The sequence below is a fragment of the Bacillus sp. FSL W8-0116 genome (genome assembly GCF_038003825.1).
GTDB lineage: Bacteria > Bacillota > Bacilli > Bacillales > DSM-4216 > Bacillus_O > Bacillus_O smithii.
In genome coordinates this window covers 1,674,078-1,700,006 of the sequence record NZ_JBBOPY010000001.1, presented here as the reverse complement: position 1 = coordinate 1,700,006, position 25,929 = coordinate 1,674,078, and the positions used below count along the sequence as shown (strand labels likewise).

Sequence of the window (25,929 nt, the reverse complement as noted above, 5' to 3'; positions counted from 1 at the left end):
GTGCGGATTGAAATGAAAAATATTCATAAATCATTTGGTGCTAATAAAGTACTTGATGGTGTTTATTTTACGCTAGAACCCGGCGAAGTACATGCACTGATGGGGGAAAACGGAGCCGGAAAATCAACATTAATGAACATCTTGACAGGTCTTCATAAAGAAGATAACGGCAAGATTGTCATCGATGGAAAAGAAACAGATTTTCAAAGTCCAAAAGAGGCAGAAGATGCCGGAATCATGTTTATTCACCAAGAATTAAATATTTGGCCGGAAATGACCGTGCTAGAAAACTTGTTTATTGGGAAAGAAGCAACGAATAAACTCGGAATTTTAAATACGAAAAAAATGAAAGCGTTAGCAAAAGATATTTTTAAACGCCTTGGGATGACTCTTCCCTTGGAACAAGAAGCGGGTCTTTGTTCTGTTGGAGAACAACAGATGATCGAGATTGCCAAAGCCTTGATGACCGATGCCAAAGTGATCATAATGGATGAACCTACCTCTGCTTTAACAGACAGGGAAATTCAAAGACTTTTTCAGTTGATGGAATCTTTGAAAAAAGACGGCGTATCGATTGTGTACATTTCTCACCGTATGGAGGAAATTTTTACGATTTGCGACCGCATTACCATTATGCGCGACGGGAAAACCGTCCATACTTCCCCGATAAAAGAAACGAACTTTGATGAAGTAGTGAAAAAAATGGTGGGGCGTGAACTAAAAGATCGTTTTCCGGAGAGACGACCTAAACCGGGGAAGATCGTGTTTGAAGTCAAAAATTTAACAAGAAAAGGCTACTTCGAAAACATTCATTTTTCGCTTCGTTCAGGGGAAATTTTGGGTATTTCCGGTTTGATGGGTGCGGGCCGCACAGAGATCATGCGCAGCCTATTCGGCATCGATCCGCTGGATGAAGGGGAAATATTCATAGACGGCCAAAAAGTAACGATTAAAAATCCATATGATGCTGTGCGAAAACATATGGCTTTTGCAACGGAAAACCGAAAAGAGGAAGGATTAATTTTAGACTTTTCGATTAGAGAAAACATTTCCCTTCCTAACTTATTTAGCTTGGCACCTAAAGGAATCGTTCAAAGTGACGAAGAGGAAAAGTTCGTCGACATGATGAGCAAGCGTTTAAAAATTAAAACATCTTCAATAGAAGAAGCTGCAGGAAATTTATCAGGCGGTAATCAACAAAAAGTGGTCATTGCGAAATGGATTGGCATTGGCCCGAAAGTTTTAATTTTGGACGAACCGACAAGAGGAATTGATGTTGGCGCCAAACGTGAAATTTACCAGCTCATGAATGAATTAACCGATCGTGGAATGGGGATTATTATGATTTCCTCGGAACTTCCTGAAATATTAGGGATGAGCGACCGCATTCTAGTCATTCATGAAGGGAAAATCGCAGGTGAACTTCAAGGAAAAGAAGCTGACCAAGAAACGATTATGACGTTAGCGACTGGAGGAAAATTACATGAACACACAAACAACTAAACGCCCATTGTCGCAAGTGTTCTCAAAATTGGGTCCGTTGATTGCACTTGTTCTATTGTTCGTAGTTGTAGCCATTTTAAATCCATCTTTTCTAGCACCATTAAATATACTCAATCTACTGCGACAAGTATCTATTAATGCATTAATTGCTTTTGGAATGACGTTTGTGATTTTGACCGGTGGAATTGACTTATCGGTTGGATCGATGTTAGCGCTTTCCAGTGCTTTAATGGCGGGAATGATTGTATCAGGCATGGATCCTATTCTGGCTATCATCGTTAGTGCTTTACTCGGTACGCTCATGGGGATGTTTAATGGATTGCTTATTACGAAAGGAAAAATGGCGCCCTTTATTGCCACTTTAGCAACGATGACGATTTATCGAGGACTTACGCTCGTTTACACAGACGGCAACCCTATCACAGGATTAGGGAACCATTACACCTTTCAATTATTTGGGCAAGGATACTTTCTGGGAATCCCTGTTCCTGCGATTACGATGATCATTACCTTCGCCATTTTATGGTTTGTTCTTCATAAGACGTCATTCGGTCGCAAAACATATGCCATTGGCGGTAATGAAAAAGCGGCCATTATTTCTGGTATTCAAGTCAATCGTGTAAAATGGATGATTTATGGATTAGCAGGTACGATGTCTGCTTTGGCCGGTGCGATTTTAACGTCTCGATTAAATTCAGCAGAGCCGACAGCGGGAACGGCTTATGAAATGGATGCGATCGCCGCTGTTGTTTTAGGTGGAACCAGTTTATCCGGGGGAAGAGGTAGAATTTTTGGAACTTTAATTGGAGCACTCATAATTGGAACATTAAACAACGGGTTAAACTTATTGGGTGTTTCCTCCTTTTACCAACAAGTTGTAAAAGGTGTCGTCATATTAATAGCGGTTTTAATTGATCGGAGAAAAGCATAAGGAAACAATCTTTTGAAAACCTATCAAGTTTTGAAAATAACATCGTAATTGAAGGAGAAAATCAAAATGAAAAAATTAGCAGGCATAATGATGATGTGTATCGTTCTCTTGTTAAGCGCATGTTCACTTGAGCCTCCTAATTGGGCCAAACCAGCCAAAAAAGACCATTTAAAAGACATGAAAATTGGCGTCAGTATTTCCACTTTAAATAACCCATTCTTTGTCACGTTAAAAAATGGCATTTTAAAAGAAGCCAAGAAAAAAGGAATGGATGTCATAGTCGTAGATGCCCAAAATGATTCCACCAAACAAGTCAATAATATCGAAGATTTAATTCAACAAGGAGTTGACGTTTTACTCATTAACCCAACGGACTCAGCAGCCATTTCGACTGCTGTGAAATCGGCTAATAAAATGGGGATACCTGTTATTACGATCGACCGTTCAGCTGACGAGGGAAATGTCGCAACATTTGTAGCTTCTGATAATATAAAAGGCGGCAAAATGGCAGCAAACTATATCATCGATCAAGTAGGGGAAAAGGCAAAAGTGGTTGAACTTGAAGGTCAGCCAGGTGCTTCTGCTACACGTGAACGCGGTGCAGGATTCCATAGTATTGCAGATAAAAAACTGGATATTGTCGCGCGGCAAGCTGCCGATTTCGACCGATCCAAAGGCTTAAATGTAATGGAAAATATTTTACAAGCTCAAAAAAATATTCAAGCGGTATTTGCGCATAATGATGAAATGGCATTAGGCGCTATCGAGGCGATCAAAAGTTCAGGCCGCGATATTGTAGTCATTGGATTCGATGGAAATGACGATGCGATCAAAGCCATCAAAAAAGGGAAATTATCTGCTACCGTGGCTCAACAGCCGGAACTGATTGGTCAAAAGTCCGTACAGGCGGCCATTGATGTTTTACAAGGAAAGAAAGTAGAAAAGAAAATTGCTGTACCGTTAAAGCTCGTTACAAAAGAGAACGTATCAAAAATGAAATAAATATTTGCTTTTCAGGTCCCCATATAAATGGGGATTTTTTTATTGTTGACGATGCCGACAGCCGGGGAACAGGACGATAAAACGAATTCGTAAAGCAAATACGATTTTTTATGGATGAAAAAGAGAAAGCACGTTCATTTCAGACAAAGGAGCCCGGCATGTTTTTCGAGAGGGAATCAAAGTCCTTTTCATATGTCTATCATCCCGTCTCCCATTCGCAGAACATGATAAGAAATCACGATTTTTCCAACGAGACAGGCTGCCCGTTGAACTTGCAAACTGCTAAATTAAGGGGTAAAATACCGATAGCTTTAAGAGACAAAACAGAAGGGATTGTATGGAATGGCAAACGAATTTCGTGTTTGCGATGACTGTCAGGCTGTCAATTTGAAAACGTTGCTGCCTAAGCTAAAAGCCTTGGATCCCGATGCAGAGATTAAAATCGGCTGCCAATCCTACTGCGGTCCAGGCCGCAAAAAAACGTTCACCTTTGTGAATAACCGCCCGGTTGCAGCATTAACGGAAGATGAATTGATAGAAAAAGTAAAGAAAAGACTAAAATAGATGAAACGTGTCACCTCATTCCAAACGGAAAAGGTGATTTTTCATTATCTGGGATGGAAGACGGGGGATTCGCAAAAGTCTGTTTGCTGATACAATAGAAATAGGTTTGATGAGGAAAGAGAATTCCTTGCGTTTCGTTCAAATGACGTGGGTGTTGGCATAAGAAAAGCTTTTGATGCAAACATCCTGATGTCCCGCAATAGGACATTTTGTATATAAAAGGATCTTTGCAAAGTCTTTTCGTTTTTTTGGGATTATAAAGGATGTTTTTCCATTTTTGGTTGCAGGACAACTAGTGCTGCTCCCGTTTATCTAATGAACGGATCATACGTCATTGTTCAATCCGTTTTTATTTCACCATATTTTAATTTGAAAGGAGGAAGTACAGGAGTGTTTTGCCATTGCACAACACTCATTCCTCCCCCTGCTTTTACGGAGCTTTATCCTGGCTATTATGGAACAGTGGGGGTCTTCTGTGCGCAGTGAGATGGACTATTCCAAAAAAAAGTTAGATGAAGAAAAAGTGTTTAAAGACCCGGTTCATCGGTATATTCACGTAAGAGACCAAATGATTTGGGATTTGATCGGAACGAAAGAATTTCAAAGACTGCGGAGGGTTCGCCAGCTTGGTACAACGTTTTTGACATTTCACGGCGGAGAACACAGCCGTTTCAGCCATTCACTTGGTGTTTATGAAATCGTCCGCAGAATTGTCGATGATGTGTTTGATGGCCGACCTGAGTGGAATAAAGAAGAACGTCTACTTTCGCTTTGCGCCGCCTTGCTCCATGATGTCGGACATGGACCTTTTTCTCATTCGTTTGAAAAAGTCTTTGATTTGGATCATGAACAATTTACGAGAGAAATCATTCTCGGCGATACGGAAATCCATCAAGTCCTCTCAAGAGGGGGAAGCGATTTTCCTGAAAAAGTGGCGGAAGTGATAGCCAAAACATACCATAATAAGTTGGTTATCAGTTTGATTTCCAGTCAGATTGATGCGGATCGCATGGATTATTTGCAAAGAGATGCGTATTTTACCGGCGTCAGCTACGGTCATTTTGACATGGAGCGGATACTGCGGGTTATGCGGCCTCGGGAAGATCAAGTGGTGTTTAAATACAGCGGCATGCATGCGGTAGAAGATTACATAATGAGCCGGTATCAAATGTATTGGCAAATTTATTTTCATCCTGTGACTCGAAGTGCGGAAGTGGTGTTGACGAAAATTCTTCACCGCGCAAAAGAACTGTATCGAAATGGTTATTCTTTTAAACAGGATCCCGTTCACTTCTATTCTTTGTTTCAAGGCGATATTACCCTTGAAGATTATTTGAAGCTGGATGAATCCATTATCCTTTATTATTTCCAAATATGGCAGGAAGAGGAAGATCCAATTTTAAAGGATCTCGCCAATCGCTTTGTCAACAGGAATCTTTTCAAATATATCGAGTTTGATCCGGCTAAAGAATATAAGAAATACAGTGAATTAGAGTCGTTGTTTCGAAAGGCCGGAATCAATCCTGATTATTACTTGGTGTTGGATTCGTCATCAGATCTTCCTTACGATTTTTATCGCCCAGGTGAAGAAGAGGAACGTTTGCCCATTCATTTGCTGATGAGGAACGGGGAATTAAGAGAACTGTCAAGAGAATCGGATATTGTGGACGCGATATCTGGAAAGAGGAGGACGGATCATAAACTCTATTATCCTGCCGACTTCCTCAAAGATGACCGTTCAAAACCGTCGATCAAACGAAAAATTCGCGAGATACTGGACATTTAAATGGTAAGTAAGGAATTTTGGAGTAGGAGATGACCACGTTGTTAAAAGAACATGTCAAATTGATGAGTGCCTTTTCCGCCTGTGGGGAAATTATCGGTCGAAAAAAATTGCAAAAAATGATTTACATTGCCAAAAAAATATCCTTTCCTTTTCAAGAAAAGTTTCAGTTCCATTTTTATGGACCCTATTCAGAAGAGCTGACGTTGAGAGTGGAAGAATTATGCAATATGGGATTTGTTCATGAAGAAAAGGAAAAGAAAGGCGGCTATTACCAATATCGCTACACCGTTACAAAAGAAGGAATGGATTTTTTAAAGCTTTATGAAGAGGAGATACCTAAATTAAAAGAATGCGTGCTCCATATGAATGAGCAAAGCGCCCGATTTCTGGAGCTGGTATCTACCGTTTTGTATTTCGATCATTTGTCCGAGGAAGAAGTAAAGGAGAAAATTTTCACCTTAAAAAAGAAGCAAAACTATACGGAAGAAGAAATTGAAAAAGCGTACCAGTATATTGAAGAATTAAAAGGAATCGCCAAGCCCCATTGAGGCTTGGCGTTCCGGGATCAGTTTTCATCGCTCAGGCGTTTGCCGGCGACGGCATAATGGTTTTTGGACATTTCTTCAATAAAAACAGTCACTTTTTCTTTCGGAGCTCCTGTCGTTTCTGAAACTGCTTCCGTGACTTTTTCCACCAGCGCTTTTTTCTGTTCATCTGTACGACCTTCCAGCATTTTTACGGTTACATAAGGCATATGTATCACTCCTTTATACTTTCTTATCTCAGATTTTATGCTTTTCTTTTGGAAACAGCAAGAAAAGAACAATCTGTGATAAAATTTTCAAAGTTTTAGTATAAGATGTTGATAAAGGAAAGTTTTTCAAAAGGCAGGAAAACAAAAGATGCACGTTGAATAGGGGAAGCATCCGTCATTTTTCCTAATAGTTTGGCTGTCTAAAAATAACATCAAATAAAGGAGTCGATAGTTTGGATCGTTTTTTTGCTTATTCGTTTCAGGAACTTCCGTTTGTCATTATCTCTTTAGTGGTGGCTTTTACGGTGCATGAATTTGCACATGCTGCTGTTGCTTATAAATTTGGTGATTCTACGGCCAAAGATGAAGGAAGATTAACATTAAACCCGGTATCGCACTTGGACCCGATCGGAACGTTGTTTCTTTTGATTGCTGGTTTCGGATGGGCGCGTCCCGTACCTGTCAACCGCAGCCGCTTTCATAACCCGAGGCTGGCCGGTGTTCTCGTATCGATTGCCGGACCTTTGAGCAATTTTTTGATTGCGTTTCTCTCTTATGTGATCATGTTTTTTTTCATCCGTTCCGGAAGTGGTTCCGCATTGCCGCAGTTTTTCGTGGATTTATTAAATATGATGTTGTGGCTGAATCTTGTTCTTTTTGTCTTTAATTTGCTGCCGTTTCCGCCACTGGATGGATATCGCATTATTGAAGATCTTGTAACACCGTCTTTTCGGGTCAAAATGAGCCAGTATGAGCAATATGGGGCGCTGATCTTTTTAATTTTAGTCATTACTCCGCTTGACCGTTATACGATTCATCCCCTCTTCAATATGGTAGTGCCGGCGATTTTGCAAGGGTTTAGTTCGTTGTTTTCTCCGTTTTTTTAAAATGTGCGAATAACAAGTACATAGTCGTTGCTAATTGTAGATGCCATTGCAAGGCTATGGCTTGATTGCCGCTATTATGTTCATTGACTGAAAAAGGGCGGTTATGGAATGAGGAAAATTTATGAATATCTGTCCATCGAAGAGAAAAAAGAAGCAGTCGAAAAATTGAGAGAAGATCTTAGAAAACTAAAAAAAGAAATCGATCAAAATCAAGATTCTTTTTCTAGTTTCATCCTTGAAATATTGTATAGTACACGAGATAAATGGAATTTAGAAATGGAAGAATTAGAAGCTGAAATAAAAGATAAAAATAATGAATGATCTTGAAAGATGAAGATTCGATGGAGAAGGCATGGTTGACAAATCACAGCTTGGATGGCGCAGCCGCTTGATTCAACTGTAAATTCAAAATGAAAAAAAATCTCTGTTTGGATATGGAAAGCGTTTGCGATATATTGAGAATAAAATCTTGTTCAAGGAGAGGTTGGATACATGGAGAAAAAGAAAAATATCGGGTTTCATATTATCAAAAATGATCCACTGGATGGCCATAGAGGATTCGGAAAAGGAGCGGTAAGCCTAGACAATGTTTCACCGGTCATCATTGACGTGGAGGCGGGTGAAGCGTTTGTCGATTTAGGCGCCATGCATGCGCGCAGTGAAGTAGAGAAGAGAATCAAATTTACTCCTCATAAGGAAGAAGTGCCGGATGGGAAACCGTACTGGATCGTTTGGGTGACCGTCCAGCAAGGAGAAGAAGGACCTTATTATTACGGGGCGACCGCTTGCGAAATGACCGTCAATCAAGAAACAAGAAGAGGCTACAAATCTTTGCCCGAACATGTGAACCGATTGGATAAATCGTTAAAGGGACATTTTATATTGGATCATATGGATGCCAAATCCAAAAAAGTGTTAAAAGACTTTTTGGAAAGCCATGATAAAGGCATGTGGGAGCGATCCAGCGAACAATTGAAAAATGGCTTGCAATAATTTTTTTGTGTGGAACGACGATTATTTTATAAATCTAAGATAGTTGTTAGAAAAAACAAGGATGTTCGAACCGTTTGCCACTAAGAATAATGAAGACACGAAAAAACCCGGTAGACAGATTCCGGGCTTTTTCTGTTGGCAGGCCGTTTGGTTACAAGCCAAACAACCTTTGAAACCAATTTTTTTCTTCTTTCTTTTTGGTTGGATTTGAATGATCTTTTTTCTTCAAGTGTTCCGTACAATATTCGGTCGGCTCGGTTCCGGCAACAAAATAAGTCTTTACGGAAACGGGGCAGTCTTTGGTTGCCAGTTTTCCGTTCAGCGGATTGATGGCGACCGCTTTCACTCCTTTTGGTGGTTTGAATGATTTCTTAGGCTGCCCTTTTAACGATTTTTCCATAAAAGCGGCCCAAATTTTTTTCGCAAGTTTCTTGTCCTCTGTTAATGTTATTTCCTTTCCGTTATCGTATCCCGTCCATATCCCTGTTGTCAGCTGAGGGGAGAAGCCGATCATCCAATGATCGGCGGAAGTCGAGCCTGATTTGCCGGCATAAGGTCTTGTCAGATCTTTCAGCATTGATGCTCCTGTGACCGTTGCGTAGCCGTTTAATTTTTTATCGAACATGCCCGTCATCATATGGGTCATCACAAAAGCGAGACGTTTATCCAATATTTGCTTTTGCAAAGGGTGATTATCATAAATCACATTTCCGTGGGAGTCTTCTACTCTTTTGATAAAAACGGGCTCGATTTGTTTCCCTCCGTTGGCAAACATCGAGTAGGCGTTCACCATTTCGATTAATTTGACCCCGGAAGTCCCAAGTGCCAAAGAAGGGACATTTTCCAATGGGGTTGTAATTCCGAATTTTTTGGCCGTTTCGATCAATGTTTTCGGTTTAAGAAAAATATTGGTTTTGACGGCGTAAATATTGTCCGATACAGCTAAAGCTTGTGCCATCGTAATTTCACGGTTGGCATACTGGTCGTTAAAATTATGCGGTGTGTAGGTGTTTTGACCATGGTTGTAATGAAAAACAGTATATTCGCTTCTTAACGTTGTGGCAGGTGTAAAGCCGTGCTCCAAAGCAGCATAGTAGAGAAAGGGCTTCATAGTGGAACCCGGCTGCCGGATGGCTTGCACAGCACGATTGAAAGGGCTTTGTTCATAATTGCGCCCTCCGACAAGCGCGGTGACGTAACCGGTTTTCGGTTCCATTGCCACGAGCCCTACCTGTATTTGAGAGTTTGGAGAGACTTGATTTTGGATTACTTTTTCTGCCAGTTTTTGTTGTTTTAAATTTAAGGTTGTATAGACTCGAAGCCCTCCGAATTCAATCGTTCGATCGTCCAAGCCCAAATCCGTTTTCAGCTTTTGTTTGACGACATCTTGAAAATAAGGGGCTATATTGTTTTTCGGATCCGATTGTTTTCCGACAATCGTTAGTTTCTCTTTTTCTGCCTGTTGGCGTTGTTTGGCAGTAATATAGCCGTCTTTCTCCATTTTGCGCAATATTAATAATTGACGTTCTTTCGCTTTTTGAAAAGAAATAAGCGGCGAGTAGATGCTGGGGCCTTTAGGAATGCCGGCCAGCATACTGGCTTCCGCGAGAGAAAGGTCTTTCGCATCTTTATTGAAATAAAATTTGCTGGCTGCTTCAATCCCATATGCGCCGTGGCCATAATAGATGGTGTTCACATATCCTTCTAAAATCTGTTTTTTTGTGTAATTCATTTCCAAGCGGATCGTATAAAATGCTTCCAACAATTTTCGGTTCCACGTTTTGTCGTGATGAAGAAATAAATTGCGGGCATACTGCTGGGAAATGGTGCTGGCTCCCTGAACTTTGGACATCGCTTTTACATCAGCCAAAGCGGCTCCGGCAATTCTTTTTAAATCAAACCCATGATGTTCGTAAAACTTTTGGTCTTCTATCGAAACGGTGGCATCGAGGAGGTAAGGAGAAATGTCCTCTATTTTCACCCAATATCGTTTTTCTCCGCGGTTGGATTCTCCTATTAACGTTCCGTCGTCCGCATACAGAAGAGTAGATTGAGGAACTGACAGCGGCGGAGGTCCTAAAAGTTTTGCATAGGAGAATATGGCGAGAACTCCGGCCGAAAATAATATCAATAAAAGCAGGGAAATAAAGAAGAAAGCTCGAAAGTATTTCACGGTTTTACTGGATCTTGAATTTGTGATAATTTCCATATTTTCACCCCGCTTGTATATAAAAGCAGTTTTCTCTCATTTTTTAGTATGAAAAAAAAGTCAGCTTTTTAAACATCGGCAGGTGAAAGGAGCGCATAGGCAGAAAAAAACTCTTGAAATTTTGGCAGTTTCCAATATACTGATTGACATGTTTGGTTTTTTCTTTTAGGATTTATTGTTTTTCCACTCTTTTAATCAGAAAACTCCCATCTTGTAAATTTGATAAGAATGGGGAATTCTAATAAGCTAAACGATGGATAAAATCTATCGTTTCATGAGAAAAATGGCTGAAAATGTTTAGAACAAATTTAAAATGAAAGGAAGCAGGTTAATGGCTGGACTTTGGTTTACTGAAAAGCAGACGGAAAACTTTGGAATTACGATGAAGGTCAAACGGACTTTACATACAGAGAAAACGGACTTCCAATACTTGGAAATGGTTGAAACGGAAGAGTGGGGAAACATGCTTCTTCTCGACGGAATGGTGATGACCACTCAACGAGACGAATTTGTGTACCATGAAATGGTGGCGCATGTTCCGTTGTTTACTCATCCAAACCCGGAAAACGTTCTGGTCGTGGGTGGAGGAGACGGCGGTGTAATCCGTGAAGTGCTCAAGCATCCGAATGTGAAAAAAGCGACTTTAGTCGATATCGATGGCAAGGTCATTGAGTATTCCAAGAAATACTTGCCGGAGATTGCATCCGGGTTGGAAGATGAACGAGTGGAAGTAAAAGTCGACGACGGTTTTATGCATATCGCACAAAGTGAAAATGAATACGATGTCATCATGGTTGATTCAACGGAACCGGTTGGACCGGCAGTCAATTTATTTACAAAAGGCTTTTACGCCGGAATTTCCAAAGCGCTGAAAGAGGACGGCATTTTTGTCGCACAAACCGATAACCCTTGGTTCAAAGCCGATTTAATCCGCAAAGTTCAGAAGGATGTAAAGGAAATCTTCCCGATTACGAGATTGTATCTTGCCAATATCCCGACGTATCCAAGCGGTTTATGGTCATTTACCATCGGTTCGAAAAAATATGACCCGCTTGCGGTGCCTGATGAACAATTTCTTGATATTGAAACAAAATACTATACGAAAGAAATTCATAAAGCAGCATTTGTTTTGCCGAAATTTGTGCAAGATTTGACAAAATAAGAGGTGCCACAGGGAGGTCTGGAAACATGCGCTTTGACGAAGCTTACTCGGGAAATGTGTTTATTGGCAGCCATCCAAATTACGAGGAAAGTTCAGTCGTCATATACGGTATGCCGATGGATTGGACGGTCAGTTACCGGCCAGGTTCCCGGTTCGGGCCGGCCCGGATTCGGGAAGTGTCGATTGGACTTGAGGAATACAGCCCTTATTTGGACAGAGAACTAAAGGAAATCCGCTATTTTGATGCCGGCGATATCCCCCTTCCTTTCGGGAATGCAGAAAGAAGCTTAAAAATAATCGAAGAGTATATTGACCAATTGCTGGCAGACGGGAAATCTCCTCTGGGAATGGGGGGAGAGCATCTCGTGTCGTGGCCGGTCATTAAATCCGTCTATAAGCGCTATCCAAATTTGGCGGTGATTCATATGGATGCCCATACGGATTTGCGGACGGATTATGAAGGAGAGCCTTTATCCCATGCGACTCCGATTCGAAAAGTGGCTGAATTGATCGGTCCTGAGAATGTATTTTCGTTTGGCATACGCTCTGGAATGAAAGAAGAATTTCAATGGGCGAAAGAAAACGGTATGTACATTGCCAAATTTGAAGTTCTTGAACCTTTAAAAGAGATTTTGCCACGATTAAAAGGCCGGCCGGTTTATGTGACGATTGATATCGATGTGCTGGATCCGGCTCACGCCCCGGGAACCGGAACGGTAGATTGCGGCGGGATTACTTCAAAAGAATTGCTCGCATCCATTTTGGAAATCAGCCGTTCCGAAGTTCAAGTGGTGGGAGCCGACCTTGTCGAGGTGGCGCCTGTGTACGACCACTCTGAGCAAACGGCTAATACAGCCAGCAAATTGATTCGCGAAATGCTATTGGGCTGGTTTTAATCATCATTTTGGCTTATATATAAAAGGATCTGCTCAAGACGGCTGGGAGAAGGACAACTTTCCGGCTAAGCCGTTTTAGGGCAGGTCTTTTTTTTATAAAATTTGATTCCGTTAAGCAAGCTTTTAGTTAGAAAAGGTGTGGAAAAATTTTTTAAAGACTCCCTACATTGCCTTTTGTAGAAATCCCTCTTATAATGATAAAGTTATAGTGAACGAAAAACGGAACGGTTTTTTTAGTTTGATTGAACAGGAATGAAAACATTGGGCATGGCACCGCAAAAGTGAAAACGAGTCATTGCACTTTCCAGAATATTGTCCCAAGAGGATTAAAAGTGCCGCTCGACATGACTGTTGACATTGATTTAAAGATGCAAATAAATGGAATGAGTCTTTTTGAAAGGGATGTGGAGGGTTTGGCGGATTCGATCGACCAAAAAAGAACAGTCAAAATTCATCTGTCTACAGTGATTACGAACGATGAGGAAAAGGAAGAATTTGAACTGGTTTTATTTGGGGAATACTTTGAAAAAGGCGGATCCGTTTACTTAAAATATACGGAAGTCCAAGAAGAAGGGACCGTTAGAACGATTGTAAAGATGTCAGGTGAAGAAGCCGTCATTTTAAGAAATGGAGCGGTAAAATCCAGGCTTGTTTTCGATAAAAATCACCCGATGAGCGGTTCTTACGACAGCCCTTATGGTACACTGTTATTAAATACGATCACCCGGAACATGGATCGATATACATACAGCGAGAAGCCGTTGAACGGCCGTTTGGCTTTGACATACGATTTATTTATGCAAGGAAAGTTCCTCGGAATATATTCCTTGACCATCACGTTTAAGGAGGTAAAGAATGTATGAATATCGTAGGAAAGATTCAGGAACAGTTGAAATCGGAAATTAAAGCGGCTGTGTTAAAAGCGGGGCTGGCAGCGGAGGAAGAGTTGCCGGCTATTGTGTTAGAAACTCCAAAAGATAAAGCGCACGGCGACTATTCGACCAATATTGCGATGCAGTTGGCTCGAATCGCAAAAAAGCCGCCTCGCCAAATTGCGGATGAAATTAAGAATCAATTCGATCGTTCCCAGGCATCGGTAAAAGAAATCGAAATTGCCGGACCGGGTTTTATTAATTTTTTTATGGATCATCATTATTTAACAAAGTTAATTCCGGCCATTTTAGAGGCGAAAGACCGCTACGGCGAGTCCAACGCGGGAGCTGGACAAAAAATTCAAGTGGAATTTGTATCGGCTAACCCAACAGGCGATTTACATCTTGGACATGCCCGCGGGGCGGCAGTCGGCGATTCATTGTGCAACGTAATGGAAAAAGCCGGTTATGAAGTGACGCGCGAGTATTATATTAATGATGCCGGAAACCAAATCCATAATCTTGCCCTTTCCGTGGAGGCTCGTTATTTTCAGGCGCTCGGAAAAGATAAAGATTTGCCGGAAGACGGCTATTATGGAGAAGATATCGTCCAGATCGGGAAACGTTTAGCAGAAGAGTTCGGGGATCGATATCTTCATGTAGACGAGCAAGAACGCTATCAATTTTTCAGAGAATACGGCTTGAAATATGAAATGGAAAAACTGAAAAAAGATTTAGAAAACTTCCGTGTATCTTTCGATGTTTGGTATTCGGAAACATCCCTTTATAAAAATGGAAAAATCGATGAAGCGTTGGAAGTATTGCGCAAAAGCGGCTACACATATGAAAAAGACGGTGCTCTTTGGTTTCGCTCTACCGCTTTTGGCGATGACAAAGATCGTGTACTCATTAAAAGCGACGGTTCTTACACATATTTAACACCGGATATCGCGTATCACCGCGATAAATTCGAACGCGGGTTTGATAAAGTGATCAATATTTGGGGAGCGGACCACCACGGCTATATTCCGAGAATGAAGGCAGCAATCTCGGCGCTTGGCTTTAATGCAGAGAATCTGGAAGTAGAAATCATTCAGCTTGTTCATTTATACAAAAACGGCGAAAAGATGAAAATGAGCAAACGTACCGGAAAAGCGGTCACGATGCGTGAACTGATTGAAGAAGTGGGTTTGGATGCGGTTCGTTACTTTTTTGCGATGAGAAGCGGGGACACTCATATGGATTTTGATTTGGATCTTGCCGTTTCTCAGTCTAATGAAAACCCGGTTTATTATGCACAATACGCTCATGCGCGAATTTGCAGCATTTTGCGGCAAGCGGAAGAACAGCAAATTTCTATTGATGATCAAGTAGATTTATCGTTGCTTGGAACGGAAAAAGAAATTGATTTATTGAAAAAACTAGGAGATTTTCCACTAGTTATCGCTGACGCAGCAGAAAAGCGGACACCACACCGGGTAGCTAATTACATTCAAGAGTTGGCTTCTGCTTTCCACAGCTTTTACAATGCCAATAAAGTTTTGGATCAAGATCATCTTCCTTTATCCAAGGCTCGACTTTCTTTAGTGAAAGCCGTTCAAATAACGCTTAAAAATGCATTAAGCTTGATCGGTGTTTCTGCACCGGAAAAAATGTAAGAAAAAACCGATTCAAGAACATTTTTTGCTTTTTCATTCGGCTTGCCCATTCCTCGAGGCGTTTTTTCGGAAGAAACAGATTTCGTCCAAAAAACGGGCCAAAACTGGAGGAATAGAGGGAGCCTTTCATGCAATAGGGGGGGGATCCCATACCCGTCAAGTTAGCGGTATAAAATTTTTTAGGATGATACGCATGTTCGAAAAATCAATCAAAGGATGAAGAGAAAACCAAATGCTGGGCATGCCAAATAACCCTCAAGAAGAGGGTTATTTGGCAATTATATCCATGACCCACACTACCATATCCCCAATTTCTTTAAAAGATCCGATACCGTTTCCTCTCCTTTCCTTCGGTCTTTCCTCGCGTGTTTCCTTAACAGAGACAGGAGAGATGGAAGGGCGGTTTCCATCGCTTGGGGATGCAAAAGAAACCGATGCCAATACGATTGGAGGATATTAAGCGCTTTCCATTCACTGATCTCGATTCCCTCCCGTTGATGCCAATACCTTCGGGCTTGGAACAGAAGAGTCTGCGTGACTAAAATGGCAATCAATGTCCCATATAAGTGGCATTCGAATCGTTCCTTCTTCATCTTTTTGACACGGTCAAGATCAAATAAGGATTTCCAGCCCTTAAATAACAGCTCCACTTGCCAGCGCAGCGAATACAGCTCATAAACTTGTTGCGCATCAAACGATTCTTGTGGTAAATTGGTCAGTAAGATGTGATATTTCTTTTGTTCAAGGGTTTGGCGTGACAGCGCCTTCCCTTTCTTTTTTTCCTTTTTCCGCACGTACGCCAGCCGTTTTTCCCATTCTTCCGCCGTGAGACGGCGAAAAATCAGACGCGGAACATACAGGCGTTGGTGTCCGATATACACGTGTTCCACTTCCACGGCTTCCCCCTCGCCCAATCGATTTCCTATCGATTCCCAATCCCATTCGTGCCACTCCCCGTCCTGCTTGATATAGACTTTGATATCGGAACGCAACCGGGTAATATAATAAGCACCTCGAGCATCAATCTCCGCCAGCGTGGCGAGTGAAAAAAACCCCAGATCCCGAATGCAAAGGTCATTCGGTAAAATCGTGTGCTGGGTATGATAAGCAAAACGGGCATCGGAATCATTGGCCTGTTGGACGCACAGCTGAAGACAGGTTCCCGATAACAGCTCATACTCAAATTGGATTTTGGCGCCAGATGAAACCGAACCTTGATAGTCCTCACCATAGTCGGTCGGAAGTAAAAAACTGGTAGAGTCTAAGATCCGCAGACGGGTGAAACAAGCGCGATACGTTTCGGTGATGGAAGAGAGTGCCGGACGTTGATGCATCAGGAGAGTAAAAAAGACCTCTTTTAAAAACGCCACGGCACGAGGCGTAAACCGCTGATTCAGTCCTTCATTCGAGAGAGAGCAATCATGCCAGAGCGCCAAATCGGCACACAACCGCTGAAGCGACTGACAGGCGAGCGATCCGTCTCCCCAAGCACATAGCGTCAGAAAGGCTTCCGCTGTTAATGAACGCTGCCGCTGAATGAATCCGACTTTCCGTGCCAGACGAGTCAGTTCTTCATAGGAGAAGAGTTGACGAATCGTTTTTATCCATGCCTTCATCTTTTTTGCCATCAAAAAATAATCCTTTCCAACGATGATTTTCGTTAGAAAGGATACCATGTTTTTGGCGCTGAAAAAAGATCAAATTCTTAACTTGATGGCTATGGGGGGGATCCCCCTTTTTTCATGGAAAGAAGAAGCTGAACGCCTCATTTTATAGCAAAGGAAGCAGCGTTTTAGCCAATGTGGCTTTTGCATAGGTTGCCGGATCCATTTTTTTGGCTTCTTTATACGTCATGATTTTCGATTGACGTATGTCTTCTTGAATCTCTTTCATGATCACGTTTTGGATAAAAGAAGGGTTGTAAATAAAGCAATTGCACTCAAAATTCAGGCTGACGCTTCTTTGGTCAAAGTTCGTCGTTCCGATAATGGCTTTCTCATGATCAATGATGATCGCTTTTGCGTGGTAGAAACCGGCTTGAAATTGGTAAACGTTTGCTCCTGCTTTCAATATTTGTTGAAGAAAAGGATAGGCGGCTTCCCGAACAAGCGGATGGTCTTTTTTACAAGGGATGATAACGGAGACATGGACGCCTCGTTTGAGAGCTTTTAATAAAGCATCTAAAAGGCGTTTCGTTGGAATAAAGTAAGGGCTGCCGATCAATATAGACTTTTTTGCTTTCAACAGCTCATTTTCTAATTGTTCATCAAGGCCGACTCCGTCCGAAAAGGTAAATTGATGCATGATTCCGCCATTTCCTGCATTTGGAACAGACGAGTCTGCAGGTTCCGTATTTTTTTCACCAGCCGCCTGCCAATCCATCCTAAATTCTTTTAGGAGATCTGAGACGCCAGGGCCTGTCAAGCGAAGATGGTAGTCGCGCCAGGGGGATAAACGCAGCTTTCTCCCGATGTATTCGCCGCCGATATTAAAGCCGCCGATATAAGCAATTTTTTGATCAATGATGGTGATTTTGCGGTGGTTCCGCTGCTGAAAAGTAAAAAAGAAAAAAGGGGGTTTCGGGCGGTTAGAAAAAGCAAACTGAACGCCATTGGCTTTTAATTGTTTGATCCTTTTTCTTTTTAAACCGAAGCTTCCGACCCAATCGCATAGAAGACGGACTTGTATTCCTTCTTTCGCTTTTTGCTCTAAAAGCTTTAAAAAATGTTCGCTAAGGGCGTCGTTTTTTACGATATAAAAGAGGATATCAATAGAACTGGTCGAATCGTTTATATCTTTAAACAAACGTTTGAAAAAATCCTGTCCATCCGTAATGAATTCAAGATCTCCTGTCTGTATAGGATAATTTCGCAGCGCGACGCGTTTTCTAAACCATTTTTTTCCGAAGTAAAAATCGATGGTCAACCAAATAATGAGAACGATAACCAATCCAACAGCCCACATCCATATCATAAAGCCATCCCCTTTCCATATGTCGTCATCTTTTTTTAGTCTGTCCCATTCCTAGCCATTTTATGTGCGAGAATGAAAGGATCTTGTTGCTTCAAGAAGCATTTAGCCTGTTATTGAAGATAAAATTCCAGGAATGATAGCCTCGATCCGCTGTCCGTTTTTGGTTGATTGAAAAAGTTTGTTCGAGAAAAAGATTGACTGAACATTCATTCATTATATAATAGAAATAAGTAAATTCAGAAAATTATATATTTTTACTCTAATATAATTGAAAAGAAGAGCTGTTCAAAGTTAGGGGAAGGGAGTGCTGAAGAAGTATGAATGGATTATTATGGGTAAATTTGATTGCGGCCATTCTTGTCACTGCTTACGCTGTGTATTTGTTTGCCTATGTGGTCAAAACGCGAATAGAATACATCAAACTGGGAAAAAAAACAGAGTTTGACCACCGTGTTAAAGAGCGTTTGAACAAGATTTGGGTCTATGTTTTCGGCCAGCAAAAATTATTGAAAGACAAGAAAAGCGGAATATACCATGTGATTTTTTTCTACGGATTTATTCTTGTGCAGTTTGGGGCGGTCGATTTTATTTGGAAAGGAATTGCCCCGGGGTCCCATTTGCCGCTTGGCCCGGTGTATCCAGGTTTTACTTTTTTTCAGGAAATCGTCAGTTTGCTGATTTTATTTGCGGTAGGTTGGGCGTTTTATCGCCGATATATTGAAAAGCTTGTTCGTTTAAAACGAAATTTTAAAGCGGGACTCGTACTTCTCTTTATTGGATCGCTCATGATATCCGTATTGGCGGGTAACGGCATGGACATCATTTGGCACGAACCATCCATTAGCTGGACTTGGAACGAGCCGGTAGCTTCCGCCATAGCGGTGGCTCTAATGGGGATCAGCAAGACCGCTGCTGTGACCGTATTCTATATTTTCTGGTGGATTCACTTGCTCGTTCTGCTGACATTCCTTGTTTATGTGCCTCAATCTAAACATGCTCACTTGATCGCCGGTCCCGCAAATGTGTATTTAAATCGGCTGGACCATAAAGGAAAACTCCACCCTATCAATTTTGAAGATGAATCTCAACAATCGTTCGGGGTCGGCAAAATTGAAGATTTCACACAACTTCAGCTTGTTGATCTTTATGCTTGCGTGGAATGCGGAAGATGCACAAATATGTGTCCGGCGACAGGGACAGGAAAAATGTTGTCACCGATGGATTTGATCGTCAAACTTCGGGATCATTTAACGAATTACGGAGCCTCGGTCACCTCCAAACAGCCTTGGGTGCCGGCGTTCGCTTTTCAAAATACGAAAGGAAATCAGCTTGCTTTGGCCGCGAAAAACGAAGGGTCCATAGAAGCCGCAGCCGCTGTAGACTATAACCCTTCTTTAATAGGCGATGTCATCACGGAAGAAGAAATTTGGGCATGCACCACTTGCCGCAATTGTGAAGACCAATGCCCGGTGATGAATGAGCATGTCGACAAGATTATTGATTTGCGCCGCTATCTTGTTTTGACAGAAGGGAAAGTGGCGCCTGATGCCCAAAGAGTTATGCAGAACATAGAAAGGCAAGGAAATCCGTGGGGATTAAACAGAAAAGATAGAGAAAATTGGCGGGATGCTCGAGAAGATGTTCATGTTCCGACTGTAAAAGAAATGAAGAAAGCGGGAGAGGAATTCGAGTATTTATTCTGGGTTGGATCGATGGGTTCATTTGACAACCGCAGCCAAAAAATCGCTTTGTCTTTTGCAAAATTGCTAAATGAAGCGGGCGTTAAGTTTGCCATTCTCGGAAATAAAGAAAAAAATTCCGGCGATACACCACGCCGCCTTGGAAATGAATTTTTATTCCAAGAGCTGGCTCAACAAAATATCGCGGAATTTGAAAAGATTGGAGTGCGGAAAATCGTCACTATTGACCCGCACGCTTACAATGTATTCAAAAATGAGTATCCGGATTTTGGATTCAAAGCGGAAGTCTATCATCACACTGAACTTCTGGCCAAGCTGGTAAGGGAAGGGAAACTCCGGCCGAAATATGAAGTGAATGAAACGATCACATTCCATGATTCTTGTTATTTGGGCCGTTACAATGATGTTTTTGACCCGCCGCGGGATATTTTGAAGTCCATTAAAGGGGTAAAATTGGTGGAAATGGAGCGCAATCGTGAAACAGGAATGTGTTGCGGGGCAGGCGGAGGATTGATGTGGACAGAAGAAGACACAGGTCAACGTATCAACGTGGCTCGCACTGAACAAGCGTTAGCTGTCCGGCCGACAATGATTAGTTCAGGATGTCCCTATTGTTTGACGATGTTGTCTGATGGTACAAAGGCTAAAGAAGTGGAAGAGACAGTGTCTACACTGGATATTGCTGAAATTCTGGAAAGAGCAGTGTTTGGTACGAAAGAAGCAGAAATGCCAATTTCATCTTGATCAAAAGCCGATATAATGCATTAAATTTTGAATTTTCAAAAATATATTTACCTTTCATCCGAATTTCATTTAAGATAAAGAAAAGATGATAAGGGGCACTTGTCCCTTTCTCCTTATTCCATACATTGAGCGAATGTTCATTTGTATGTAAGCGTTTCCTGAAGAAGGGAAAGGAGATGGAAAAAATGGTGAAAACAGTGATTGTTGAGGGAGCGAGGACGCCGATCGGAAAACTTGGCGGGAGTTTACGTTCCTTAACGGCTCCCGAACTTGGAGCGGTCGCGATGAAAGAAGCGATGCTTCGAGCAAATGTTCAACCGGCGGAAGTCGATGAGGTGATCATCGGGACCGTTCTTCAAGGGGGACAGGGGCAGCTTCCGTCCAGACAGGCCGCGAGAAAAGCGGGAATTCCTTGGAACGTCAAAACGGAAACGATCAATAAAGTCTGCGCATCAGGAATAAGAAGCATCACATTGGCGGACCAAATCATTCGTGCGGGAGACGGAGAAGTAGTGGTAGCAGGCGGAATGGAGTCGATGTCCAATGCTCCTTACGTTTTGCAAAACGTCCGTTCCGGCTTGAGAATGGGCGATGACAAATTGGTGGATTTAATGATCTATGATGGCTTAACGTGCGCCTTTTCAGGAGTCCATATGGGTACGTTCGGAAACAAGACAGGAAAAGAACTGGGCATTTCCCGCGAAGAACAAGATCGATGGGCTTATCGCAGCCATCAGTTGGCCATTAAGGCAATGGAGGAAGGAAAGTTCGCCGAGGAAATTGTTCCTGTCGAAGTCCCGCAGCCAAAGGGCGATCCGGTGGTGGTGTCCGATGATGAAGCGCCGCGTAAAGATACGTCCATTGAGAAGCTGGCCAAATTAAAGCCGGCTTTTGATCGAGACGGAGCGATCACAGCGGGAAATGCTCCGGGTGTCAATGATGGAGCGGCGGCTCTGGTTCTGATGAGCGAAGAACGCGCCGAAAAAGAAGGCAAAAACATCCTTGCTCGGATTGTTGCTCATGAGGCTGTGGCGGTAGAGGCGGAAAATTTTCCGAAAACTCCCGGATTGGTCATTAATGAGCTTTTGAAAAAAACCGGAAAATCAATTGATGACATCGATTTATTTGAGATTAATGAAGCTTTTGCCGTAGTGGCGCTGGCAAGCAGTCAAATAGCCGGGATCGATCTTGATAGAATCAATGTCAACGGCGGAGCGGTCGCTCTCGGCCACCCGATCGGGGCAAGCGGAGCACGGATAGTTCTCACGTTGGCATACGAGTTAAGAAGAAGAGGCGGTGGAATAGGAGTGGCGGCCATTTGCAGCGGCGGGGGTCAAGGTGATGCCGTTATGATTGACGTTCCCAAACAATAAAGCGTGGTTTTACCTGTTTGGTTGATGGACCTTTCGTCAGGACAGATGCGGCTCAGATATCGTTTTCACTTTAAAAGCGAGGGATTCAAATTCTATAGAAAAGATTACACGAATTCAATGGGGATACCGTTTTGACAACCGGAGAAGGAAGCCTCCGGCAGCTGCTCCTTTTTGCGCCTTTTTAGCTGGCGTGAAGGAGACGGAGGCTGTCTTCCTAATGAAAAAGAAGATTTGGCAGTGTCTTGCATCAAATGGTTCCCGAATGAATGGTTGAGGTGAAATGAATGGATATCAAAACGGTCATGGTTGTCGGCGCCGGCCAAATGGGGTCTGGAATCGCACAAGTTTGTGCGCAATCCGGCTATCAAGTTATCGTAAACGACATTAAGGAAGGATTTTTAGACAAGGGTTTCGCAGTCATTGCCCGAAATTTAGCCCGGCAAGCGGAAAAGGGAAAGATAACAAATGAGAAGAGAGATCAAACGCTTTCCCGATTAAGGAAATCGATTGATATTCGAGATGCTGGTGATGTGGATTTAGTCATTGAAGCGGCAGTAGAAAATATGGAAGTCAAAAAAAGCATTTTTGCCGAATTAGACAAATATGCGCCGGAGCACGCCATTTTGGCCTCCAATACTTCATCCTTGCCGATCACGGAAATCGCTGCGGCCACGAATAGGCCGGAAAAAGTAATCGGCATGCATTTTATGAATCCGGTGCCGGTAATGAGGCTTGTGGAGATTATTCGCGGATTGCAAACATCAGAGGAAGTGTATCAATCCATTGAGTCCATGACCAAATCTCTTCAAAAAGTGCCGATTGAAGTAAATGACTTCCCTGGATTTATTTCGAACCGAGTGCTGATGCCGATGATCAATGAAGCCATTTATGCATTATATGAAGGGGTCGCAACAAAAGAAGCAATCGATGAAGTGATGAAATTGGGAATGAATCATCCAATGGGACCGCTTACGTTGGCCGATTTTATCGGACTTGATACTTGCTTGTATATTATGGAAACCCTTCATGAAGGGTTCGGCGATGATAAATATCGTCCATGTCCGCTTTTAAGAAAATATGTAAAAGCTGGGTGGCTAGGCAAAAAAACGGGAAAAGGATTTTATGAATATTCTTAAATATTGTTTGAATAAGGACAAAGGGGTTTAAAACAGGGACAGGAGGAAGAGCTGTTTAGGCTGTCATCACTACTTTCTTGGAGGGGCAGCGATGAAGCTTCACTTCACGGAAGAACAGGAAATGTTTCGAAAAGCGGTTCATGATTTTGCCAAGGAAGAAATAGAGCCGTATTTGGACCGAATGGAGCAAGGGGAGTTTCCGAGGCTTATTGTAGACAAAATGGCAAAAAAGGGGCTAATGGGCATTCCTATTCCGGAAGAATATGGAGGCCGCGGACTGGATTTTATTTCTTATATTTTGGCAATTCAGGAGCTGTCCAAAGTCAGCGCAACCATTGGAGTTATTTTATCCGTTCATACGTCCGTTGGCACGAATCCCATTTTGCATTTTGGAACTCCTCAACAAAAACATAAGTATATTCCGAAGTTGGCAAAGGGAGAGTATTTGGGAGCTTTTTGCCTGACCGAGCCAGGTTCCGGTTCAGATGCGGCTAGTTTAAGGACGAGAGCGGTCAAACGAGGGGATCACTATATTATAAACGGTTCAAAGATATTCATTACGAACGGAGGGGAGGCGAATACATACATTGTGTTTGCCTCCACTAATCCTGAAGCGGGAAGAAAAGGGATTTCCGCTTTTATCGTTGAAAGGGAGACTCCCGGTTTTCATATAGGAAAAGACGAACGGAAAATGGGGCTTCACGGCTCTCGAACCGTTCAATTGACGTTCGAAGACATGAAAGTGTTAGCGGAAAACTTACTTGGAAAGGAAGGCGAGGGATTTAAGGTGGCAATCACCAATCTCAATGCCGGACGCATCGGCATTGCGGCCCAAGCGTTGGGAATTGCGGAAGCTGCCTTGGAAAAAGCGGTCTCCTATGTCAAAGAGCAGCGGTCAACAGGTGAATCGTCCATCTCCGAGCAAGGCGTGGACTTTCGATTGGCGGATATGGCAACGAATGTGGAAGCGGCAAAATTGTTAGTATACCGGGCGGCGTTTTTGCATTCCCGGGGGCTTCCATGCGAGAAGGAAGCATCCATGGCAAAACTATTCGCATCCAATATCGCCATGGAAGTCACAACAGAGGCGATCCAAGTCTTCGGGAGAGACGGCTATTCGAAAGACCATCCCGTTGAGCGCTATTTCCGAGATGCCAAAATCACCCAAATCTATGAAGGAACAAATGAAATACAAAGAATCGTCATTAGTAAACGGTTGTGAGAAGAGGTGCTGAAAATGAATTTTCAATTATCGGAAGAGCATGAAATGATTCGAAAAACAGTACGTGATTTCGCCCAAAAGGAAGTAGAGCCGACTGCAAGTGAACGGGACGAAGAAGAACGTTTTGATCGGACTTTATTTGAAAAAATGGCAGAATTAGGCCTTACTGGAATCCCGTGGCCGGAAGAATACGGCGGGATCGGCAGTGATTATCTTGCGTACTGTATTGCGATAGAAGAGCTGTCAAGAGTAGACGCTTCTATTGGCGTTACCCTTTCGGCTCATACATCTCTTGCCGGTTGGCCGATTTATAAATTCGGCAGTGAAGAGCAGAAACAAAAATATTTAAGACCAATGGCGGAAGGAAGAAAGATCGGAGCATACGGTTTGACGGAACCGGGATCTGGATCGGATGCCAGTGCAATGAAAACCACTGCGTGGCGGGATGGAGATGACTACATCTTAAATGGGTCGAAAATTTTTATCACGAACGGCGGTGAAGCGGATATATATGTCGTCTTTGCCATGATGGAACCGGAAAAGAAGCACCGTGGCATTAGTGCGTTTATTGTGGAAAGCGGATTTGAGGGATTTTCCGTTGGCAAAAAAGAAAAAAAGCTGGGAATCCGCTCTTCGCCTACGACGGAAATTATTTTTGAAGATTGCCGGGTTCCAAAAGAAAATCTTCTTGGAAATGAGGGAGATGGCTTTAAGATTGCCATGATGACGTTGGATGGAGGGAGAAATGGGATTGCCGCTCAGGCGGTTGGTATTGCTCAAGGCGCTTTGGATGCCGCAATAGCCTACGCGAAAGAGCGTCATCAATTTGGCAAGCCGATCATCGCCAACCAAGGAATTTCTTTTAAATTAGCGGATATGGCAACCGGTGTAGAAGCAGCCAGATTATTAACCTATCAAGCTGCTTGGCTTGAATCGCAAGGTCTTCCATACGGAAAGGCTTCCGCCATGTCGAAGCTTTTTGCCGGAGATACAGCGATGAAAGTCACAATCGAAGCCGTTCAAGTTTTTGGAGGCTACGGGTTTACAAAAGATTATCCGGTGGAACGCTTTATGCGTGATGCCAAAATCACCCAAATCTATGAAGGAACACAAGAAATTCAAAAACTGGTTATCTCCAGAATGTTAACAAAGGAATAAAAAGCGAAAAAATATCAACGGCAAGAGCTTGCCCGTAAAATGACCATGATCCCAATTGGACGAGAAGTCGGAAGTCTGACTCCTCTGCGTTCGTAAAGAGTAAATGGGTCTCCGTTAAGGATGGCACTGGAATACGCAAAGGAGCCCAGACTTTTTTTACCGCAAATGGTCAAAAGCAGCCAAGACTAGAACAAACTATGCCTGATGAAAAGGCGGTCGATCGTATGAAAGGAAGAAAAGTTCATGCTTCTGTAAAAGATGAACAACTGATTCAAAAAAGGCGAAATGAGATGATTAGAGGGACGGTCCTTTTTTTAAAAAAGAGTTTCATCGCACAACTACTAAAGAAATGGCAAGTGAATTTAACTTCCCTCCGAAAGAAGTCTCCTACTTCTAAACGTGAAAG

The 25,929-nt window shown here is 42.5% G+C and carries 22 protein-coding genes and 1 pseudogene; 19 read left to right on the top strand and 4 right to left on the bottom strand.

Annotation, left to right across the window (positions count from 1 at the left end; translation table 11 throughout):
- From N1I86_RS08015 to N1I86_RS07990, 6 genes are all read left to right on the top strand, one after another.
- Positions 1–1,503 (top strand): sugar ABC transporter ATP-binding protein, encoded by a 1,503-nt coding sequence (locus N1I86_RS08015; RefSeq protein WP_341095844.1) that lies wholly within the window; start codon positions 1–3, stop codon positions 1,501–1,503.
- Complete coding sequence (locus tag N1I86_RS08010) at positions 1,484–2,434, top strand: ABC transporter permease (protein ID WP_341095842.1); 951 nt, start codon at positions 1,484–1,486, stop codon at positions 2,432–2,434. The genes N1I86_RS08015 and N1I86_RS08010 overlap by 20 nt, the downstream gene beginning before the upstream one ends.
- A gap of 66 nt (positions 2,435–2,500) precedes the next feature.
- A complete protein-coding gene (rbsB, locus tag N1I86_RS08005; protein ID WP_048624267.1) occupies positions 2,501–3,436 on the top strand; it encodes a ribose ABC transporter substrate-binding protein RbsB in 936 nt (311 codons plus the stop codon).
- A gap of 342 nt (positions 3,437–3,778) precedes the next feature.
- Positions 3,779–4,000 (top strand): DUF1450 domain-containing protein, encoded by a 222-nt coding sequence (locus N1I86_RS08000; RefSeq protein WP_003353397.1) that lies wholly within the window; start codon positions 3,779–3,781, stop codon positions 3,998–4,000.
- Between the two features lie 487 nt (positions 4,001–4,487).
- The gene (locus N1I86_RS07995; RefSeq protein ID WP_040341056.1) at positions 4,488–5,786 is read left to right on the top strand and encodes an HD domain-containing protein; all 1,299 of its coding nucleotides are present in this window, start codon (positions 4,488–4,490) and stop codon (positions 5,784–5,786) included.
- Between the two features lie 38 nt (positions 5,787–5,824).
- Positions 5,825–6,334, top strand: coding sequence for a YwgA family protein (locus N1I86_RS07990; protein WP_327804612.1), 510 nt, complete (start codon positions 5,825–5,827; stop codon positions 6,332–6,334).
- 17 nt (positions 6,335–6,351) lie between these two features.
- Here N1I86_RS07990 and N1I86_RS07985 read toward each other — a convergent pair whose 3' ends face one another.
- Complete coding sequence (locus N1I86_RS07985; protein WP_003353394.1) at positions 6,352–6,540, bottom strand: 2-hydroxymuconate tautomerase; 189 nt, start codon at positions 6,538–6,540, stop codon at positions 6,352–6,354.
- Positions 6,541–6,773: 233 nt separating this feature from the next.
- Here N1I86_RS07985 and N1I86_RS07980 point away from each other — a divergent pair, with 233 nt between their 5' ends.
- The 3 genes from N1I86_RS07980 (at position 6,774) to N1I86_RS07970 (ending at position 8,420) form a co-directional block, all read left to right on the top strand.
- A complete protein-coding gene (locus N1I86_RS07980) occupies positions 6,774–7,427 on the top strand; it encodes a site-2 protease family protein (RefSeq protein ID WP_003353393.1) in 654 nt (217 codons plus the stop codon).
- A 108-nt stretch (positions 7,428–7,535) separates the two neighbouring features.
- A complete protein-coding gene (locus N1I86_RS07975; RefSeq protein WP_341095838.1) occupies positions 7,536–7,748 on the top strand; it encodes a hypothetical protein in 213 nt (70 codons plus the stop codon).
- A 171-nt stretch (positions 7,749–7,919) separates the two neighbouring features.
- On the top strand, positions 7,920–8,420 hold the full coding sequence (locus N1I86_RS07970; protein WP_003353390.1) for a YwhD family protein: 501 nt from the start codon (positions 7,920–7,922) through the stop codon (positions 8,418–8,420).
- A 151-nt stretch (positions 8,421–8,571) separates the two neighbouring features.
- On the opposite strand, the gene N1I86_RS07965 is transcribed toward N1I86_RS07970, so the two are convergent.
- Entirely contained in the window at positions 8,572–10,629 is a 2,058-nt protein-coding gene (locus tag N1I86_RS07965; protein ID WP_003353389.1) for a transglycosylase domain-containing protein, read from the bottom strand.
- A gap of 331 nt (positions 10,630–10,960) precedes the next feature.
- Here N1I86_RS07965 and speE point away from each other — a divergent pair, with 331 nt between their 5' ends.
- The 4 genes from speE to argS all read left to right on the top strand — a co-directional run bounded on the left by speE (position 10,961) and on the right by argS (position 15,217).
- On the top strand, positions 10,961–11,791 hold the full coding sequence (gene speE / locus N1I86_RS07960) for a spermidine synthase (protein WP_003353388.1): 831 nt from the start codon (positions 10,961–10,963) through the stop codon (positions 11,789–11,791).
- A 26-nt stretch (positions 11,792–11,817) separates the two neighbouring features.
- Positions 11,818–12,687 carry an agmatinase gene (speB, locus tag N1I86_RS07955; protein ID WP_003353387.1) on the top strand — a complete coding sequence of 290 codons (870 nt, stop codon included), beginning with the start codon at positions 11,818–11,820 and terminating at the stop codon, positions 12,685–12,687.
- Between the two features lie 332 nt (positions 12,688–13,019).
- Complete coding sequence (locus N1I86_RS07950; RefSeq protein WP_003353386.1) at positions 13,020–13,550, top strand: DUF1934 domain-containing protein; 531 nt, start codon at positions 13,020–13,022, stop codon at positions 13,548–13,550.
- Positions 13,547–15,217 carry an arginine--tRNA ligase gene (gene argS / locus N1I86_RS07945; RefSeq protein WP_003353385.1) on the top strand — a complete coding sequence of 557 codons (1,671 nt, stop codon included), beginning with the start codon at positions 13,547–13,549 and terminating at the stop codon, positions 15,215–15,217. Before N1I86_RS07950 ends, argS begins: the two co-directional genes overlap by 4 nt.
- Positions 15,218–15,513: 296 nt before the next feature.
- On the opposite strand, the gene N1I86_RS07940 is transcribed toward argS, so the two are convergent.
- Both N1I86_RS07940 and cls read right to left on the bottom strand, forming a co-directional pair.
- Complete coding sequence (locus tag N1I86_RS07940; RefSeq protein WP_003354357.1) at positions 15,514–16,845, bottom strand: IS4 family transposase; 1,332 nt, start codon at positions 16,843–16,845, stop codon at positions 15,514–15,516.
- 142 nt (positions 16,846–16,987) lie between these two features.
- Positions 16,988–18,190, bottom strand: coding sequence for a cardiolipin synthase (cls, locus tag N1I86_RS07935; protein ID WP_341095835.1), 1,203 nt, complete (start codon positions 18,188–18,190; stop codon positions 16,988–16,990).
- 317 nt (positions 18,191–18,507) lie between these two features.
- Between cls and N1I86_RS07930 the strand changes: the two genes are divergently transcribed.
- The 6 genes and pseudogenes from N1I86_RS07930 to N1I86_RS07905 form a co-directional block, all read left to right on the top strand.
- Positions 18,508–20,634, top strand: a complete 2,127-nt coding sequence (locus tag N1I86_RS07930; RefSeq protein WP_341095833.1) for a (Fe-S)-binding protein — start codon at positions 18,508–18,510, stop codon at positions 20,632–20,634.
- Between the two features lie 185 nt (positions 20,635–20,819).
- Entirely contained in the window at positions 20,820–22,007 is a 1,188-nt protein-coding gene (locus tag N1I86_RS07925; RefSeq protein ID WP_327804611.1) for an acetyl-CoA C-acetyltransferase, read from the top strand.
- Positions 22,008–22,291: 284 nt separating this feature from the next.
- On the top strand, positions 22,292–23,143 hold the full coding sequence (locus N1I86_RS07920; RefSeq protein WP_003353380.1) for a 3-hydroxybutyryl-CoA dehydrogenase: 852 nt from the start codon (positions 22,292–22,294) through the stop codon (positions 23,141–23,143).
- A gap of 91 nt (positions 23,144–23,234) precedes the next feature.
- Entirely contained in the window at positions 23,235–24,365 is a 1,131-nt protein-coding gene (locus N1I86_RS07915; RefSeq protein ID WP_341095830.1) for an acyl-CoA dehydrogenase, read from the top strand.
- A gap of 15 nt (positions 24,366–24,380) precedes the next feature.
- Positions 24,381–25,523 carry an acyl-CoA dehydrogenase gene (locus tag N1I86_RS07910; protein ID WP_341095828.1) on the top strand — a complete coding sequence of 381 codons (1,143 nt, stop codon included), beginning with the start codon at positions 24,381–24,383 and terminating at the stop codon, positions 25,521–25,523.
- Positions 25,524–25,747: 224 nt separating this feature from the next.
- A pseudogene (locus N1I86_RS07905) lies at positions 25,748–25,893 on the top strand (TetR/AcrR family transcriptional regulator); the annotation flags it as partial.
- Positions 25,894–25,929 lie beyond the last annotated feature (36 nt).

Excerpts from the sequence above, each read along its gene's own strand:
- N1I86_RS07915 (WP_341095830.1), top strand. The coding sequence starts at position 23,235 with ATGAAGCTTCACTTCACGGAAGAACAGGAAATGTTTCGAAAAGCGGTT.
- N1I86_RS07970 (WP_003353390.1), top strand. The coding sequence starts at position 7,920 with ATGGAGAAAAAGAAAAATATCGGGTTTCATATTATCAAAAATGATCCA.
- speE (WP_003353388.1), top strand. The coding sequence starts at position 10,961 with ATGGCTGGACTTTGGTTTACTGAAAAGCAGACGGAAAACTTTGGAATT.
- N1I86_RS07940 (WP_003354357.1), bottom strand. The coding sequence starts at position 16,845 with ATGGCAAAAAAGATGAAGGCATGGATAAAAACGATTCGTCAACTCTTC.
- N1I86_RS07975 (WP_341095838.1), top strand. The coding sequence starts at position 7,536 with ATGAGGAAAATTTATGAATATCTGTCCATCGAAGAGAAAAAAGAAGCA.
- N1I86_RS07995 (WP_040341056.1), top strand. The coding sequence starts at position 4,488 with ATGGACTATTCCAAAAAAAAGTTAGATGAAGAAAAAGTGTTTAAAGAC.
- cls (WP_341095835.1), bottom strand. The coding sequence starts at position 18,190 with ATGATATGGATGTGGGCTGTTGGATTGGTTATCGTTCTCATTATTTGG.
- N1I86_RS08010 (WP_341095842.1), top strand. The coding sequence starts at position 1,484 with ATGAACACACAAACAACTAAACGCCCATTGTCGCAAGTGTTCTCAAAA.
- argS (WP_003353385.1), top strand. The coding sequence starts at position 13,547 with ATGAATATCGTAGGAAAGATTCAGGAACAGTTGAAATCGGAAATTAAA.
- N1I86_RS07930 (WP_341095833.1), top strand. The coding sequence starts at position 18,508 with ATGAATGGATTATTATGGGTAAATTTGATTGCGGCCATTCTTGTCACT.
- N1I86_RS07965 (WP_003353389.1), bottom strand. The coding sequence starts at position 10,629 with ATGGAAATTATCACAAATTCAAGATCCAGTAAAACCGTGAAATACTTT.
- N1I86_RS07925 (WP_327804611.1), top strand. The coding sequence starts at position 20,820 with ATGGTGAAAACAGTGATTGTTGAGGGAGCGAGGACGCCGATCGGAAAA.
- N1I86_RS07920 (WP_003353380.1), top strand. The coding sequence starts at position 22,292 with ATGGATATCAAAACGGTCATGGTTGTCGGCGCCGGCCAAATGGGGTCT.
- N1I86_RS07910 (WP_341095828.1), top strand. The coding sequence starts at position 24,381 with ATGAATTTTCAATTATCGGAAGAGCATGAAATGATTCGAAAAACAGTA.
- N1I86_RS08000 (WP_003353397.1), top strand. The coding sequence starts at position 3,779 with ATGGCAAACGAATTTCGTGTTTGCGATGACTGTCAGGCTGTCAATTTG.
- N1I86_RS07985 (WP_003353394.1), bottom strand. The coding sequence starts at position 6,540 with ATGCCTTATGTAACCGTAAAAATGCTGGAAGGTCGTACAGATGAACAG.
- rbsB (WP_048624267.1), top strand. The coding sequence starts at position 2,501 with ATGAAAAAATTAGCAGGCATAATGATGATGTGTATCGTTCTCTTGTTA.
- speB (WP_003353387.1), top strand. The coding sequence starts at position 11,818 with ATGCGCTTTGACGAAGCTTACTCGGGAAATGTGTTTATTGGCAGCCAT.